General features: G+C 71.8%; 16 protein-coding genes. 5 read left to right on the top strand and 11 right to left on the bottom strand.

The features are described from left to right. Positions 1-86: 86 nt before the first annotated feature. From ABEA24_RS32370 to ABEA24_RS32345, 6 genes are all read right to left on the bottom strand, one after another. Entirely contained in the window at positions 87-914 is an 828-nt protein-coding gene (locus tag ABEA24_RS32370; RefSeq protein ID WP_345435368.1) for a class II fructose-bisphosphate aldolase, read from the bottom strand. Further along, a complete protein-coding gene (locus tag ABEA24_RS32365; protein WP_345435367.1) occupies positions 824-1,756 on the bottom strand; it encodes a 1-phosphofructokinase family hexose kinase in 933 nt (310 codons plus the stop codon). The genes ABEA24_RS32370 and ABEA24_RS32365 overlap by 91 nt, the downstream gene beginning before the upstream one ends. Continuing rightward, a complete protein-coding gene (gene nagA, locus ABEA24_RS32360) occupies positions 1,753-2,850 on the bottom strand; it encodes an N-acetylglucosamine-6-phosphate deacetylase (RefSeq protein ID WP_345435365.1) in 1,098 nt (365 codons plus the stop codon). Before nagA ends, ABEA24_RS32365 begins: the two co-directional genes overlap by 4 nt. Further along, positions 2,847-3,728, bottom strand: coding sequence for an ROK family protein (locus ABEA24_RS32355; RefSeq protein WP_345435363.1), 882 nt, complete (start codon positions 3,726-3,728; stop codon positions 2,847-2,849). The genes nagA and ABEA24_RS32355 overlap by 4 nt, the downstream gene beginning before the upstream one ends. Continuing rightward, positions 3,725-4,591: an SIS domain-containing protein gene (locus ABEA24_RS32350; protein ID WP_345435360.1), complete on the bottom strand. Its 867-nt coding sequence runs from the start codon at positions 4,589-4,591 to the stop codon at positions 3,725-3,727. The genes ABEA24_RS32355 and ABEA24_RS32350 overlap by 4 nt, the downstream gene beginning before the upstream one ends. A gap of 137 nt (positions 4,592-4,728) precedes the next feature. After that, on the bottom strand, positions 4,729-5,610 hold the full coding sequence (locus ABEA24_RS32345; RefSeq protein ID WP_345435358.1) for an isocitrate lyase/PEP mutase family protein: 882 nt from the start codon (positions 5,608-5,610) through the stop codon (positions 4,729-4,731). Positions 5,611-5,977: 367 nt separating this feature from the next. Here ABEA24_RS32345 and ABEA24_RS32340 point away from each other — a divergent pair, with 367 nt between their 5' ends. The 3 genes from ABEA24_RS32340 (at position 5,978) to ABEA24_RS32330 (ending at position 9,241) form a co-directional block, all read left to right on the top strand. After that, positions 5,978-6,919 carry an acyl-CoA desaturase gene (locus ABEA24_RS32340; RefSeq protein ID WP_345435357.1) on the top strand — a complete coding sequence of 314 codons (942 nt, stop codon included), beginning with the start codon at positions 5,978-5,980 and terminating at the stop codon, positions 6,917-6,919. A gap of 206 nt (positions 6,920-7,125) precedes the next feature. Beyond that, positions 7,126-8,322, top strand: coding sequence for a PucR family transcriptional regulator (locus tag ABEA24_RS32335; RefSeq protein ID WP_345435355.1), 1,197 nt, complete (start codon positions 7,126-7,128; stop codon positions 8,320-8,322). Between the two features lie 244 nt (positions 8,323-8,566). Next, positions 8,567-9,241 carry a cutinase family protein gene (locus ABEA24_RS32330; protein ID WP_345435353.1) on the top strand — a complete coding sequence of 225 codons (675 nt, stop codon included), beginning with the start codon at positions 8,567-8,569 and terminating at the stop codon, positions 9,239-9,241. Positions 9,242-9,702: 461 nt separating this feature from the next. On the opposite strand, the gene ABEA24_RS32325 is transcribed toward ABEA24_RS32330, so the two are convergent. After that, positions 9,703-11,013 (bottom strand): hypothetical protein, encoded by a 1,311-nt coding sequence (locus tag ABEA24_RS32325; protein ID WP_345435351.1) that lies wholly within the window; start codon positions 11,011-11,013, stop codon positions 9,703-9,705. 617 nt (positions 11,014-11,630) lie between these two features. Here ABEA24_RS32325 and ABEA24_RS32320 point away from each other — a divergent pair. Further along, positions 11,631-12,398 carry a bestrophin-like domain gene (locus ABEA24_RS32320; RefSeq protein WP_345435349.1) on the top strand — a complete coding sequence of 256 codons (768 nt, stop codon included), beginning with the start codon at positions 11,631-11,633 and terminating at the stop codon, positions 12,396-12,398. Here ABEA24_RS32320 and ABEA24_RS32315 read toward each other — a convergent pair. Beyond that, complete coding sequence (locus tag ABEA24_RS32315) at positions 12,290-12,964, bottom strand: hypothetical protein (RefSeq protein WP_345435347.1); 675 nt, start codon at positions 12,962-12,964, stop codon at positions 12,290-12,292. The genes ABEA24_RS32320 and ABEA24_RS32315 overlap by 109 nt on opposite strands. Positions 12,965-13,603: 639 nt before the next feature. Here ABEA24_RS32315 and ABEA24_RS32310 point away from each other — a divergent pair. Beyond that, positions 13,604-13,879, top strand: a complete 276-nt coding sequence (locus ABEA24_RS32310) for a hypothetical protein (protein WP_345435345.1) — start codon at positions 13,604-13,606, stop codon at positions 13,877-13,879. Between the two features lie 547 nt (positions 13,880-14,426). On the opposite strand, the gene ABEA24_RS32305 is transcribed toward ABEA24_RS32310, so the two are convergent. The 3 genes from ABEA24_RS32305 to ABEA24_RS32295 all read right to left on the bottom strand — a co-directional run bounded on the left by ABEA24_RS32305 (position 14,427) and on the right by ABEA24_RS32295 (position 16,255). Then, positions 14,427-14,780 carry a hypothetical protein gene (locus ABEA24_RS32305; protein ID WP_345435343.1) on the bottom strand — a complete coding sequence of 118 codons (354 nt, stop codon included), beginning with the start codon at positions 14,778-14,780 and terminating at the stop codon, positions 14,427-14,429. 261 nt (positions 14,781-15,041) lie between these two features. Beyond that, a complete protein-coding gene (locus tag ABEA24_RS32300; protein WP_345435341.1) occupies positions 15,042-15,677 on the bottom strand; it encodes a hypothetical protein in 636 nt (211 codons plus the stop codon). 5 nt (positions 15,678-15,682) lie between these two features. Beyond that, the gene (locus ABEA24_RS32295) at positions 15,683-16,255 is read right to left on the bottom strand and encodes an RNA polymerase sigma factor (RefSeq protein WP_345435339.1); all 573 of its coding nucleotides are present in this window, start codon (positions 16,253-16,255) and stop codon (positions 15,683-15,685) included. Between the last annotated feature and the right edge of the window lie 8 nt (positions 16,256-16,263).

The raw sequence follows: 16,263 nt of genomic DNA, 5'->3' as shown, positions 1-16,263 counted from the left end.
GGTACCTGAGGGGCGCGGCTGCACCGATCGGCGTGCCGGGCGTCCGGGGGCTTGACGATCCTAAGCCACGAAGGATAAAAGGCCCGTCAGCCCCTGGTGAGCACCGTACCGATCAACCGTGCCACCTCGCGTGCCACGGCGTCCCGCCCCGGCGCCAGATATTTTCGGGTGTCCACAACCGTCGGATGGTCGGCGAGGTATCCCCGGACCGCGTCGGTGAAAACCTTGTTCAGATGGGTGGCGATGTTGACCTTGACGATACCCGCCTGAACGGCGCGGGTGAGGTCGGCGTCCGGCACCCCGGACGACCCGTGCAGGACGAGCGGCACCGGCACGGCCGCGCACAGCCGTGCGATCAGGCCGAGGTCGACGGCCGCGGTCCGGTCCGTCATCGCGTGCGAGGTGCCCACCGCGACCGCGAGCGCGTCCACGCCCGTCGCGGCGACGAAGCGGGTGGCCTCCTCCGGGTCGGTGCGCGCGCCCGGGGCGTGTACGCCGTCCTTCCCTCCGACCTCGCCGAGCTCCGCCTCGACCCACACGCCCCGCTCGTGGCAGTACGCGGTCACCTCGGCGGTAGCGGCGACGTTGGCGTCGTAGTCCAGCGCCGACGCGTCGTACATCACCGAGCCCAGGCCCAGCTCCACCGCCTCCCGTATGAGCTCGGGGGAGGTGGCGTGGTCCAGGTGGACGGCGGCCGGGACCTTCGCCTGACGGGCGGCCGCGAGGGTCGCCAGCGCGATGGGCTCGAGCGCGCCGTGGTAGCGCACGCAGTTCTCACTGATCTGCAGGATGACCGGACGGCCCGCCGCCTCGGCCCCGTCGATCAGCGCTTCGGCCTGTTCGAGCTGGATGACGTTGAAGGCGCCGACGCCGTGCCCGGCGACGACGATCTCTCCTGCGGAGACGAGTGGCATCTGCGGAATCCTTCGTAGGCGACGGGATCGTACGCTCCCGCGACGGGGGCGAGCACGGCGGCGGCGGACAGCGCGGCGGCGTCCTTGAGCAGGCTCGGCCAGGGCGAGCCTATTCCGGCGGCGAGCGCGGCGACGACCGCGTCGCCGGCGCCGGTCGGGTTGCCGCTCACCACCTGGGGCGGGGCCGCGCGGTGCACGTCGTCGCCGACGACGGCCAGCAGGCCCTCGGCGCCGAGTGAGACGACGACCGCGGGCGCGCCGAGCGACCGGGCCGCCGCCACGGGGTCGTCCGTGCCGGTGAGTTCGGCGAGCTCGTCGGCGTTCGGCTTGACGGCCCAGGCGTACGGCGCGGCGTGCCGCAGCGGTTCGCCGGACGTGTCGACGATGACCGGTACGTCACGCCGGGCGAGCCGGGCGACGGCGTCCGCGGGCACGCCCGGCGGCAGGCTGCCCGAGATGACGACGACGTCGGCGTCGGGGATCCGCGCCTCCAGCGCCGCCCACTCCTCCGGCGTGATCGTGGGACCGGGCTCGTTGAGCAGGGTGGCGTCACCGCCGGCCACGACGGTGACGGTACGGCGGGTCTCCCCGGCGATGGGGACGAGGTCGTGGGCCAGCCCGGCGGCGTCCAGGTCGGCGCGCAGCGCCGTGCCCGTCGCCCCGCCGGCCAGGCCGATGACGAGGACGTCGTGGCCGAGCGTGTGCAGGACCCGGGCGACGTTCACGCCCTTGCCGCCCGCGCGGGCGTGGACGTTCTCGACGCGGTGGGTCTCTCCGGGCAGCAGCTCCGGCAGCTCGTACGTGACGTCGAGCGCGAGGTTGGGGGTGACCGTGACGATCACGCCGTCACCACCGTCTGCACCCGCAGGTCCGCGTCGAGGAGCACGAGGTCCGCGCGGAGCCCGGGCGCGACGGAGCCCCGGTCGGTGAGGCCGAGCAGCGCGGCGGGAGTCGTCGCGGCGAGCCGTGCGGCGTCCTCCAGCGCGACACCGGACGTCAGCACCGTATGGCGGAAGACCGCCGCGGCCGTCGCGGTGCTCCCGGCGATGGAGCCGCCCCCGGCCAGGCGCGCCACGCCGTCGCGTACCTCGACGTCGAGGCCGCCGAGCCGGTAGTCGCCGTCGGACATGCCCGCCGCCGCGATGGAGTCGGTCACCAGCGCCGTCCGGGAGCTGCCCGCGGTCCGGGCGATGTGCGCCACGATCGACGGGTGCAGGTGCACGCCGTCGCCGACCAACTCGACGGTGACGTCCGGTGACTCCAGCAGCGCGAGGATCGGCCCCGGCTCACGGTGGTTCAGCGGGCGCATCCCGTTGAACAGGTGGGTGGCGACCCGCGCGCCGCTCCGTACGGCCTCGCGCGCCACGTCGTATGTCGCGTCGGTGTGCCCCACGGCGGGGATCACCCCGGCGTCGCGGAGGCGGCGCACCGCGTCCAGGCCGCCGTCGAGCTCGGGCGCGAGCGTCATCATCCGCACGTGCGGGACCTTCAGCAGCCGGCCCACGGTCTCCGGGTCCGGCGCCCGCAGCAGGGCGGGGTCGTGCGCGCCCTTGCGGTCCACCGACAGGAACGGGCCCTCGTAGTGGACTCCCGCCACGACGCCGTCGTCGGCGAGCTCCGCGAGGACGGCCGCCCGGCGTTCGAGATCGTCCGGCGCCGCCGACACCAGGCTCGCGACCAGCGTCGTCGTGCCGTGCTCCAGGTGGAACGCCGCCGCCCGCACGCACTCCTCCGGGTCGGCGGAGTCGAACGAGGCCCCGCCGCCCCCGTGGCAGTGAATGTCGACGAAGCCGGGGACGATCACGTGGACGTGCCGGTCGGTCCGTTCCGGCAGGCCCCGCTCGACGCGCGTGATCCGGCCGCCCTCGACGCTCACCCATCCGGGTTCGAGTACGCCGCCGGGGGTGACGACCTTGTCCGCGCTCAGAACCGTCATCGTCGCTCCAATAGGTCGCGTGCCCAGAGTCCGGCGCCGACACACCCGGCCTCGTCCCCGAACCGCGCGATGGTCAGGCGCGGCCGGCGGTGGAAGGTGAGCCGCCCGGCGAGGTCGTCGGCGAGCGGGCCCAGGAGGAGGTCGCCCGCACGGGACAGGCCTCCGCCGATCACGATCACTTCGGGGGCGATCAGTGCGGTCGCGGCGGCCAGGGCGGTGCCCAGGAAGCCGACCGTCTCCGCCCAGATCGCCACGGCGTCGGCGTCGCCCTCGGCCACCAGCGCCGCGACCGCGTCGGCGGCCGCCTTCCGGCCCGTACGGCGGGCGTATCGGCGGCCGACCGCCGCGGCGGAGGCGACCGCCTCGAGGCAGCCGGTGCCGCCGCAGACGCACGGCTCGTCCACTCCGACGGACATGTGCCCGATCTCGCCGGCGTAGCCGCCGGCCACGCACAGGTGCCCGTCGATCACCATCGCCGCGGCGATGCCGGTGCCGATGGCCACCACGAGCGAGTTGCGGGCGCCCTGCGCCGCGCCGAGGCGGATCTCGGCGGTCCCGCCGGCGCGTACGTCGTGGCCGACCGCGACCGGCAGGCCGATGCGCTCGGCGATCAGGTCGCGGAAGGGGACGTCCCGCCAGCCGATGTTCTCCGACCAGACCGCGACGCCGCGCTCGTCGTCGACGATGCCGGGCACGGCCAGGCCGACCGCTTCGGCGTCGCCCGCCTGCCCGACCAGTTCCGCCACGGTCTCCAGCACGGCGTCGACGGCGGCGTCGCCCTGCGGCGTGGGCCGGCGCAGGGAGGCGACGCGGTCGAGCTCGGGAGAAAGGACCGCTCCCTTCATCGACGTGCCGCCGACGTCGAGAGCGACGATCATTTGAGCACGACCGAGCGGGTCAGCGACCGCGGGCGGTCGGGGTCGAGGCCCTTCGCCTCGCCGCGGGCGACCGCCAGCCGCTGCGCGACGATGAGGTGCGCGAGCGGGTCGAGGCCGCTGGTCGCGAACGCCGCGCCGGTCGCGGCGACGTCGTCGGCGAGCCCGTCCGGGGGAGTGCCGAACATCCAGGTCAGCCGGCCCGGCTGGGCGATGCTGATCGGGCCGTGGCGGTACTCCATCGCCGGGTAGGACTCCGTCCACAGCTGCGCCGCCTCGCGCGCCTTGAGCGCGGCCTCCTCGGCCAGGCCGACGGTCCAGCCCCGGCCGAGGAAGGTGATCTGCTCGGCGGCGAGCCACGCGGGGTCCAGGGGTTCGGTCAGGGCCCGCTCGGCGTCGTCGGCGGGCACCGCGTCGCCGAGGGAGGCGCGCAGCAGCGCCAGCGCGGTCGTGGCGAACCGCGTCTGCACCACGGACCGCTCGTCGGCGAAGTCCAGGACGATCGTGCGCGTCCCGGCCGCGAAGGGCGCGTCGGGGATCGCGGTGATCGCGGTGACCTCCGGTAGGCGCTCGACGGCCTCGAGCACCTCGGTCGTGGTGCCGGACCGGCTGATGGCGACGTAGCGGTCGTAGTCGCGGCCGAAGGGCAGCTCCGAGGCGGGGAAGGCGTCGGTGAGGCCGAGGCCCCGGCTCTCGCGCAGCGCGGCGTACGCCCTGGCCATGTACAGCGAGGTGCCGCAGCCGAACACGGCGACGCGCTCACCGTCGCGGGGCAGCGCCCCCCGCGCCTCGCCCAGTCGGTCAGCGGCCCGCCGCCAGCAGGAAGGCTGACTCTCGATCTCGGCCACGACGTGTCGTTGCGCCAACACCGCCTCCATATCTGCTCGTTCTTGAGCGATTCGTGCTCGTATCATGCACTAATGAACATGGAATCGCCAAGAGTCTGAGCGGACAGGGAATCGCCGGAGAGGGCCGGCGATTCGCGTCGTTCATCGGCGGGCGGTCAGTGGTGGTGGCGACTGAGGTTGCGGTCCAGGAGCGCCAGACAGTCGGTGACCCCGACCGTGCCGTCGGCCACCTCGGGCAGCCGCCCGTCCTCCTCTCTCAGGCGGAGCAGCGCCCGGTCCATCGCCGTCTGCGCAGCGAACAGGCACGGCGTGCTGTAGATCGCGACGCTGACGCCGAGGTCCTCCAGGTCGGACAGGGAGAACCGCGGCGACTTGCCGCCGGCGATCTGGTTGAACAGCAGCGGCTTGCCGCCGGTCACCGCGTGGATCTTGCGGATCCACTCGGCGCTGCGCACGCCGTCGACGAGGATGACGTCGGCGTCCGTGGCGGCCAGCGCCTCGGCGCGCAGCACGATCTCGCGCTCGTCCGTGGCGTCGGTCCGGGCGACGACGACGAGGTCCCGCCGGGTCTCCAGGACCAGCCGGAGCTTCTCGAGGTATTCGCCCAGCGGAAGGATCTGCTTGCCGTCCACGTGACCGCAGCGCCGCGGGCGCTTCTGGTCCTCGATGATCACGCCGGACGCGCCGATGGCCTCGAGGTGCTCGACCACGTGGCAGGCCACCTCGGGGTCGACGTAGCCGTCGTCGATGTCGACGAGGAGGTGGTGCCGGGGGAAGGCGAGCCGGAGACGCTGCACGAAGCCCACCATGTCCGGCCAGGCGATGAAGCCGATGTCGGGCAGGCCGTAGTGCGAGGCGGCGAACCCGAATCCGGAGACGAACAACCCGTCGTAGTGCCGGGCCGCGACGGACGCCGAGAACATGTCGAACACTCCGATGAGCGGTGTGACCGGCTCGGCGCCGATCGCCCTCCGCAGGCGGTGTCCGGCCTCATTTCGCCGCGCCGGTCGTACGGAGCGGTCGGGTCGCGATTCCATGTGTCTCCCCCCATCGATCGCCGGAGCTCAGAGGCTCGGCGATCTCCTTTTCCGGAATGGCGTGCGGCGCCCACCGTAAAGGTTCGGCAATGGGGGGTGATGCTGGCCTCCCGGTTAAAGGTTTCTAACCTTGAGTCGGAGATGGTGGGGAATTGTCGATTAAGTTGCCCTATAAAGGCCACCTGTTGTTTTTTGATCGGTGCAATTATGGGGGTTGATGCACGCTTTGTCGTTGATGTTCGGCACCCTGTCGTCGCTTGTCACTTTTGTGATGATTGTGGCGGTCGAGGTGTTGGTTTGTTGCGTAGCTCACACTGATACTCGCCAGTAACGTTCCGCTGACCCACTGCGTCAGGAGGAGGGTCAGATGGCGGAACAGGCCGTTGCCGTCGACGCGAACGCTCCCTGGGGGGAGCGGATGGGGGTCGGCGACCGGGTGATCGTCGGAATCTTCGTGGGCATCCCCTTCGTCGCGGTGATCGTGTCCGTCGTCGTGCTCTGGGGCTGGGGCGTGACCTGGCACGACCTGGTCATCGGCGCGGTGATGTACGTCATCGCCGGGCACGGGATCACGATCGGCTACCACCGGCTGTTCACGCACAAGGCGTTCAAGGCCGCGCGCCCACTGAAGATCGCGCTCGCGGTCGCCGGCACGATGGCGGTCGAGGGCGACGCGATCACCTGGGCCGCCGACCACCGCCGCCACCACCAGTTCGCCGACAAGCCGGGCGACCCGCACTCGCCGTGGCGCTTCGGCAACTCCATCCCCGCCCTCGTCAAGGGCATGATCTGGGCGCACGTCGGATGGACCTTCAACAACGAGAAGACCAACCAGCGCCGCTACGTCCCCGACCTGCTGGCCGACCGCGACCTTCACAGGGTCGCGCTCTGGCAGCCGCTGATCGTGCTGTTCTCCTTCGCCGGCCCCGCGGTGGCGGGCGGCCTGTGGGGATCCGGCACCTGGGACGGGGCGGCCGCCTGGTCGGCGTTCTTCTGGGCCGGGCTCGTCCGCATCGGCCTGCTGCACCACGTCACCTGGTCGATCAACTCGATCTGCCACGTCGGCGGGGAGCGGCCGTTCCGGTCCCACGACCGCTCCGGCAACGTCTGGTGGCTCGCCCCCCTGTCCGGCGGTGAGTCCTGGCACAACCTCCACCACGCCGACCCGACCTCGGCGCGGCACGGCGTGCTGCGCGGCCAGCTGGACTCCAGCGCCCGCCTCATCTGGCTCTTCGAACACCTCGGCTGGGTCGGCGACGTCCGCTGGCCGGACGAACACCGGCTCGCCGTACGGGCCCGCGCCGAGTGATCCATCGGATCCGAGGGCCTAGAGCGCAGCCGGACAAAGATCCACCGGGCACGCCCTGGCCCTCGGCCAGCCGGGGACGCCGCCCCGGGGCGGCGACAGCGCTGCGGAGGCCGATCCGGGCCGTCGACGGCGTCGCGGATGTCGACCGCGTCGCGGAGGGAGCGCGTTCCCCGTACTGCACGATCGGCCGGCGAAGGGGTGTGACCGTGGTGAGGAGACAAGACGCCGAGTCCCGACCGTGGCTGGCCGTTCCCCGGGGCATCGCCGTCTGGCTGCGTCCGCTCATCGGACCGCTGGTCGACGAGGTCATCGCGGAGATCGGCAGCCAGGTCCCCGAGTTCGACCGCCCGGAGGACGAGGTCTTCGGGCAGCAGCGGCGGCTCGCGGTGGAGGCCGCGCTCCGCCAGTTCGTCGACCTGCTGGAGAACCCGCGCGCCCCGTGGGAGAGCATCGCCTCGGTGTACCGGGCGATCGGCGCCTGGGAGGCCGCACAGGGCCGGAGCCTCGACGCCCTGCAGCGATCCCTGCGGGTGGGTGCCCGGCTGGCGTGGCGGCGCATCGCCGAGCAGTGTGACTCGCCGGACGTCCTCGGCCCGCTCGCCGAGGCCATCTTCGTCTTCCTCGACGAGATCGCCGCGGCCGCCTCGGAGGGATACCTCAAGGCGATCGGACGGGCCGCCGGCGAGGTCGAACGCCGCAGGCGACGACTGCTGGGCCTGCTGCTGTCCGACCCGCCCGCGTCCCCGGAGGAGGTCGCCGAGGTCGCCCGGATGGCCGGGTGGGCCCTGCCCCGTACGGTCGCCGGCGTCGCTCTCCTCGAACGGAAACCGGACCAGTTCACGCCCCTGACGCTCCCGCCGGACGTGCTGGTCGACACCGACTGCCCGCAGCCGTACCTGCTCCTCCCGGACCCGGACGGCCCGGGCCGCTCCCGCATCCTCGCGGCCATCGACGTCGACTGGATCACCGCCGTGGGACCGACCGTCCCCCTGCGGGGCGCGGCGAACTCGCTGCGGTGGGCACGGGAGGCGCTCACGCTGGCCCGCCGCGGGATCATTCCCCGCGACGGCCTGATCCGCTGCAGCGACCATGAGGCGACGATCGTCGTCTTCCGCGACGAGGGCTTCATCCAGAACGTCGCCGCCAACCGGCTCGCCCCCCTGGAGGCCCTGCGCCCCGGGCAGCGCGAACGCCTGGCGGAGACGCTCCTCGCCTGTCTGCAGCGTGGGTTCAACGCCAACGAGGCCGCCGAGCGTCTGCACATCCACCCGCAGACGGTGCGGTACCGGCTCCGGCAGCTGGAGGAGCTGTTCGGGGAGCGGCTCTACGACACCGACCGGCAGCTCGCGCTGGAGATGGCGCTGCATGCGTGGCTGGCGCTGGCCCGCGCCCGCGAGACCTGAGACCTCGTACGCGGACCGTCGTCATCTTCTTGACAAGGGCATCGACTTAATTGTCAAAAAGTCGTATTACCCATATGTTTCCCAACCATTAACGTCCTCCTCGATCGGCCTGTTTTCAGTGATGAGGCCGAGGTCCTACTGGAAAGAGGTGGCGCGCGTTTCCCGCTCATTCGCGCGCTACCCCCACTGACGCCACGCGTCAGTGTGAGGAGGTGGCATTTCCGTGTTCTCGCCCCGCTCTCGGATGACCCGTCGCACCGCCGCGCACGCCGCCGCCGCGGTCGTCGCCCTCGCGGCGGGCGGCGTCGCCGCGACCGCCACCGCGCACGCGGCAACCTGTGCCGACGTCGACGTGGTCGTCGCCCGCGGAACCTTCGAACCCGGCACCCTCGGCCTCATCGTGGGCGACCCGGTCTACTCTGCCATCCAGCAGAAGGTGACCAACAAGACCACCAGCAGCTATCCGGTCGACTACCCGGCCAACCTCGACGTCTACTCGAACCCGAATTCAGCGCAGAAGGGAAATGCCGACCTCGTCGACCACGTGACGAAACAGGCCGCCGCCTGCCCGAACCAGCGCTTCATCCTCGTCGGTTATTCGCAGGGCGCGAATGTCGTCGACAACTCGATCGGCATCAGCAGTGACGGCGCCGTCGTCGGCGGCGCGATCGTCGCGACGATCCCGGCGTCGATCGAGCCCCGGGTCGCCGCCGTCCTCCTGTTCGGCAACCCGATCCGCGCGATCGGCAAGACCGTCACCGGCACGTACGCCTCGCGCACCGACGACGTCTGCGCGAACGGCGACCCCGTGTGCGGCGCCGGCACGGACGTTAGCGCCCACCTCAGCTACGGCAACGACGCGGGCGCCGCCGCGACCTTCGCGGCCACCAGGTTGTCCGGAGCGTCTCTGATCAGTTAAGGGATCCGTAATCATATTGACTGTTATGACTGGGGGATCTGTCCACCGTGGTGGGGTGGCGTGGGCGTGGAGGTGGAAGCCTGCGCCCAGTGCCGCCCCCCGCGGCCGGTGCCGTTGCTGGTTCCGGCGGGTGGTGGGGGTGTTTGAGCTGATCGTGTGCACGGGTGTGCGCACGCCCTGGTACCGGCAGGCCGCGCGGGGCAGCCCTCGGTCCGTGTGAGCGTGTCCCTCCGGACGCTGACCCGCCGACCTTTGGGGTTCGGGGGTGGAGGGTGCCCCGCGTCGCCTGGGCGCGGGGCGTGGGGATCGGCGCGGGGTGGGTCCGGTCTTGGACCGGTCACCCCCGCTGGCCTGAGAAGGCGCGGTCGGCGTGACGACCGCGCCCGCTTCGAGGGTGTCGATGACACGGTCGATGGCCATCTGGCCGGTGGCACGATCGACGACGGTCTTTGTCTGGTGGGTCAGGCCGCGGGCGGCGATGCGTCGCCATGCGCCGTGGTCGCGGTCGCCCTGCCAGCCACAGTGCGGGTCGGGGCAGATCGCCCATTTCCAGCCGGGTGTGGTGGGCCGGTCGGGGGCCTTGCAGTGCCGCAAAGGGACCAGGCACTGCGGGCAGTGCTTGGAGGTGTTCGGCTCTCGGCCTTCAGGACCGCGTGCTTGGCGACCAGGGCATGGCCTTCGCCGCCGCCGATCAGACGTTCGTAGCTGTCGGTTTTGGCGTGCAGGTGTTCGCCGTGGCGACGCAGCCGGTGCTGACGGGCCATCACCCCGGCGGCCCGGAACATCGCCCCGGCCCCGAGTGCGGTGATGGTGCCGTCGGGATGCAAATGGCAGGCTCCCGCGCTGAGCAGGGTGTTCAGGCCCCAGTCCACCCCCAGCGCCGTCGTATGACCCTTCCGCTTGGCTTTGGGGACTGCGTGAGAGAACGCCAGGTCGGCGTGCACCCTGCCACCGCCGCCTGGCCCGATGGTGGGCCGGAGCGTGGGCAGGTGCAGCACCGCACGGGCCGGGACGGTAGGCGGCAGCGTGATCGGGCAGGCCACCCAGGTCCAGTCGGCGTAGGAGTGCGGGTCCGGGCGGGTGGGCAGTTGTAGCCGCAGCAGCGCCCTGGCCGGGTCGTCTTCGGCTCGTTCCAGGGTGGCCTGTTGCCGGTCGACCGCGGCCAGCACCAGCATCCGCGCCGCGTTCGGCGTCTCCTCCAGGTCGAACACATCGACCGGAAGCCGCCCTTTCTCGTCGAGAAAGGCGCTGATCTGCCTCGTGCGCGCTTTGATCACACTGCTGGGCAGGGACCGGCCCTCAGGGATCGTCTCGCGGACGGCGTCCCATTCGGCCGGCGTGCGCTTGGCGGGGTCGGCGGGCCAGGTCGCCAGGATCCCAGCGACCATCTCGGCGCGGTGTTGCGCGCCGCGCAGGATGCGCCCGGCTTGTTCTTGAGCCATCCGCACGATCCGGTCATTGACCTTGATCCCGCCGGGGACCCTCACGGCCCAGCCCAGGCGGCGCAACGCCATCCACGCATTAGACGGTAAAGCGCGGCCCGCGTCATCCACCCCACCCGCCGGCCTCGCCACGTCGCCGGCATTCCAGTGCCCGGCCAGCAGGCCAGCGGCCATCCCGGCGACCAGGTCCGCGGCCCAGCCCACCCGCTCGGCCACCACCCGCGCCGTCAGGGCCTCACCGGTTTTCTCATCCACCCCGCCACGCAGCAGCACGCGGGCGGTCGCGGTCCGGGCCACCTGACCGGCGGCCAGCACGAGCTTACGGCTCATGCGACACGACCGGATGACACGCGACCAGACATGTACGCACAGTAGCGATCCGGATCCGCATTCCGCTCGGTGATTCGAAAATCAGAGCGAGGCCGGCCCGTCAGAACGTTGACCGCCTACCGGCGAAGCGTCATCGAGTGCATTCCGCTTTCGTCATCGTGAGCAACCACAGTAACCCGACGCTCTCCAACGACCGCTACGCAACATCAGGGCGCCCCCCTAGGAAACCTGTCAGCCTGAGGAGACGTCCTCTCGAAGGGCGCCGGTCCGATGACCGGCGCCCTTCGCTGTTCCCGTACGGTCCGGGCGGCAGCCGCTGCCGCGCTGCCGGGTGGGGTGCTCTGCGGAGTGCGGTGCTCTCGGGTCGGATGTGCTTCGTTGGGTGGGGCGCTCGTATCCGTTGCGACGGCTCCCGGCCGCTGCCGGCACGGGCCCCCGGATCCGTGCCGAGACGGCCATCAGGTGCCCCGGCACGGCTGTCGGGTCCGCCGTGACGTGTCCTCGGAAGCGAGTTCGCGCGGGCGCTACAAAATGGATACGTACTGTGATAGTCATGTGACGGTACGCAGCAGGTCCGCGTATGCGTGTCTCGTCAACGGCAAGCCATGGAGACGGTCATGCTCGTGTTCACCCTCGCTGTAGTCGCGGCCGTCGGGGCCGTGTTCGCAGCCGCGTTCCTCTTCCGTAAGTCACGTCACGGCGCCGAAGACCGGGGCCCGGCCAGCACGACCGCGGGCCACGCGGGCTCGATGCTGTCCTCCCTGTTCCTGCTCGCCTTCGCGATCGCCATCGTCGTCCCGTGGACTACGGCCGACTCCGCCCGGCAGAACACCGAGGCGGAGAGCCAGTCGATCGTGGACGCCTACTGGGCGGCCGCCGCCCTCCCCGCCCCGGCGGGCACCCAGGTTCAGGCATCACTGCGCGACTACGTCCGCTTCGTCGTCGACCACGAGTGGAAGCTCATGGCGAAGGGCCGCCTCAGCCAGGAAGGATGGGCGCGCCTGGACGCCCTGCGGGCACAGGTCACCAACCTCCGCGTCTCGGGCACCGCCGCGGAGACCGCCCGGAGCACCTTCCTCGACCGGATCCGCGACATGTCGTCCGCGCGCGGTCAGCGGGCGGTGGACGCCAAGTCCCAGCCGCCGCAGGGCCTCATGGCCCTCACGGTCGTCACCGCGATCCTCGTGTGCGCGTTCCCGTTCCTGGCCGGTGCCCGGCCCCGGGGCATGGCCCTCATCCCGGCGGCGGCGATGGCGGCCATGCTCACCGTCGGCATCTACGTGGCGTTCGACATCTCCCACGTGTTCAGGGGCGCCCTGCGCGTCAAGCCGGACGCCTTCACGGCGGCCCAGCAGGAGTTCCCCCGCATCCCCGAGAGCCGGTGACCCATGCGCACGCGCAGCATCAGCCTCCTCGCGACGGGCGCTCTCATCGGGCTGACATCGGCCCCCGCGCTGGCCGACGACGGCGCCAGGTCCACTCGCTCCCGCACACCGACCCGATCCACCCCCGCAACCCGCCGATCCGCCCCGTCGGCCCGATCCGCTTCCTCGGCCCGGTCCGCCTCGTCCGCCCGATCGACCGGGACTTCTTCGTCGGGCCGATCGGCCGACCCGACCTCATCGGACGGATCAGCCCCATCGGCCAGGTCGGCAGGGTCGGGTGGGTCGGCGGGGTCAGGTAGATCCGCGCGATCGACCGGGTCGGTCAGGTCGGGGTCATCGACTGGATCGAGTTCGCCAGCCGGGTCGGCGGAGTCGACCGGGTCGGGCGGATCGGCAGGGTCGGGTGGGTCGGCGGGGTCAGGTAGATCCGCGCGATCGACCGGGTCGGTCAGGTCGGGGTCATCGACCGGATCGAGCTCATCGGCCGGGTCGGCGGAGTCGACCAGGTCGAGCTCATCGGCCGCGTCGGCCAGGTCGGGCGGATCGGCCAGGTCGGGCTCGTCCATCGGGGCGCACCCGTCGACGGAGTCGGGCGGATCGGCTCGGTCCGACAGGGCCGCCCGGCCTGGGCGCTCGCGGGTGCCTCGCACGCCGGATGACGTGTGGCCGACTCAGACCGGGGGCTCGCTCGCGGCGGCCGAGGTGCCCGACCCGGCGTGGCCCATCTCCGCCGTGGTGCCCTTCGAAGGCCCATCCGCCGCCGGTCTCGTACGGCCACCGGCCTCGTCGAACCTGCCCGCCGCTCAGCAGGCCGCCGCAGACCCGGTCCACCCACTCCATAAGGGCCAGAGCCATCATCCGGGTTCGGCTCGCGCAGGCGGCGCACGTCTCGGCGATCGCGCGTCCGACGACGCCGGTGAGCCGAGCGGACGGCGGTTCGGGGATCGTGGCGACTCCGGCGGGCCGAGCGATCGGCGTTCCGGGGGGCGTGGGGATTCCGGCGGGCCGAGCGATCGGCGTTCCGGGGGGCGTGGCGACTTCAGTGGGCCGAGCGATCGGCCTCTCGCCGCCGGCGGCAACGTCGGCCGCCGGCGTCTTTCCACCGCCGAGGACGAGGTCTCGACGCCGATCCTCTCCCTGAGTCTGTCGATCTGCGTCGACCTCGACCTGCTCCACGCCATCGACGTCCGTCTTGCCGTCGGCGAATGCGCGCCTCCCGCCAATCCGGAGCCGCCGTCGACGCCCCCGCCCACTTCTCCTCCCACTCCTCCGCCGGCCTCTCCGCCGACGACGCCTCCGCCCGTACGGCCACCGCACACCGCTCCGCCTCCTGCCGCACCCACCGCCCCGGTCGCGCCGGCACGTCCGATCGCCCTGCGGCCGGTCCCCGCACGGTCGGCGGCCACGCCGCCGCGGGCCACGCCAAGCCGACGCCCGGCTCCGTCGTCGTTCGCGCCGGCGTCACCGCCGCAGAAGCCTGAGGCCGTGCGCCTGCCGCGGCGGAAGAGGCCGCTCGCCACCCTCACGGTCCTCGTTGTCCTCGCCGTGATGATCGCGGTCGCCGCAGGGGTCGCCTTCGCAGCCATCTGACGGAGCGCCATGTGACGGAGAGCCGTACGGCGCGCCCGAGGGGCGGGCGTCCACCCACGGGGAGGTGCTTAATTCCGGCTATGCCAGCTCGACCGATCTCTGCACCGTGTTTACCTCATCGGCCTCACGGAGTTCCTGGCCCTCGTCTCGTACGCGACGGCGAGGTCCGGATGAACGAGTTCGGTGAGGTCGTGGGCATTCCCGTCCGAGAAGACGCCTGACGTCCGGCCGGTACGCCCTTCGGCGGTCCCCGCTGTCGACCGCGGCGATGACGGCGCATGCCGTCCACTTTCGCCGCGAACTCGCGCGGCCGGAGGATCGGCGTACCGCGCCATGGCGACATGCTCGTCAGGTCGGTGTCGTCGGAGACGATTAAGAGGGAGCCCGTCTCGACCGCCAGATCGAGGATGGCGTTGTCTTCGAAATCGGCACAGCCGGCTACCGCTCGCGGCGGGCGGCGGGCCGGTAGGGTCTGCGGATCGGTCCCGGCGGGCGGATGTACGTCTTCTTCGGCAGGCTCCACGTCGGGCGGGGGATCACCGGGGGCCGGGTGCGCGTGGGCCGCAGGAGACTCGCGGTCGGGCGGGGTTTGAAAGGACGTCTCCGTGTGAGCGTCGGCCACGGCGTCGGCTGGCTCCGGGCGGTCGGTACCGTGCCCATGGCGTACGCGCCGACGCCGGCCGTACCGTGTGTCCCGGTCCGGGTGGCGAGCGCCTGAGCCGCGGCGGTCACGGTGATTCCGACGAGGGCGCCGAACGACATGGCGGCCAGGAGCCGCTTCGGATGAGACATCGTGCACCTCCGTTTTCGCGGTTGCTTCGCTGCGTCACCGTCCGCGGTCCTCGGCGCGTGCTGCCACAGGAGACCTATGCAGATTCGCCGCGCATCGTCCGGGTTACCCGTTATGTCGGTATTGGTAATCGCAAAGGGCCGCTACGGAGTGCCAAGGGTCTGTTTCCCGAGCGCGGCCGGCCGGCGGTCCTTGAAGATCACCGGCGGTCGGTGCGCATCGTGACCCGGCGCGCCGACCGTCGGTGAGCTTCGGCTTCCTCGTCAGCCGCCGACGCCGTCGGGGCCCGACCGCGGGCCGCCCGGTACCCGGACGCAGGGGGGCACCGTCCCGATCTTTTTCACCATCGGGCTGACGACGCTCGCGGACGAGGAGTCCTTCGTGTTCTCGAACCACACGTCGAGGACCACCATCTCCCCGGGCTTCAGCTTGTCCGGATGGATACGCGCGCCGGCCGCGTTCCTCATGTCGGAGTCGGCGTGCGGGTCGGAACCCGGATCGCCCCCGAACACCCCGTCGTCCGGGTGCTCCGACATCCAGAAGTCGCTGTCGTACTCGCGTCCCTTGCACTGCGTGCCGAACCGCAGGAAGTCCACCTTTGCCGGCACACCGAAGGCGCGCAGCTTCTGCTCGACCAGCTCGGGATGCGTGAACTCAACCAGCCTTACCATGATGGAGCCGTCCGGGATGCGCTCGACGGTGTTCGCCTGAGCCTGCTCGTGCTCGGTGAGAGCGGGGACCGCGACCGCCGTTCCCACTGCGGCCGCGATGGCGCCGGCGGCCAGGGCGAGCCGGGGTCCGGTCCATCGCCGGGCGCGTCGCCGGGGTTCGGTGGCCGACCGGTTGGCCGCCACGACGTGCTTGAGTTCGGCGAGGAGTCGGTCTTCGAAGGTCTGCATGCTGATCACTCCTTCGCGTACGCGATCGCGGGCGTCTGGAGGGCTGCGACGTCCCTCAGGACTCCCCGGGCACGGTGCAACCGGACCCGGGCGGTGACCGGGCGGATGCCGAGCGCGGCGGCCGCCTCGGTGACGGTCAGCCCGTCGACGGCGATCAGTTCCAGCACCGCCCGTACGCCCTCGGGCAGGTCGGCGAGGGCCGCGTAGGTGCGCCGCCCGGCGCTCTCGGCGTCGATGCGTTCCACCAGCCGGTCGACGTCGTCGGAATCCAGCAGCCGCCGCCCCACGATCCGCCGGTTCGCCCGCAGTTCGCGGCCTGCCCGGCGGCGTTCGGCGGCCAGCACGTTCCGCGCGATGCCGAAGAGCCAGGCGATCTCAGTGCCATTGCCCGGCCGGTAGGTATGCGCGGAGTCGATCACAGCCAGGAAGACGTTCGCGGTCACGTCCGCGGCGGTGTGCGGGTCGTCGACCCGCCGGGCCGCGAACCTGGTCACCGCCTCGACGTGGCGCCGATAGAAGTCCTCGAACGCATCGGGATCGTGTCTGATGCGGGAGAGGCCGGTCTCGGGTTCGGCCATGCAGCGTC

It is taken from the genome of Actinoallomurus vinaceus, from assembly GCF_039542055.1.
Classification (GTDB): Bacteria; Actinomycetota; Actinomycetes; order Streptosporangiales; family Streptosporangiaceae; genus Actinoallomurus; species Actinoallomurus vinaceus.
This window is presented reverse-complemented; position numbering and strand designations above follow the sequence as displayed.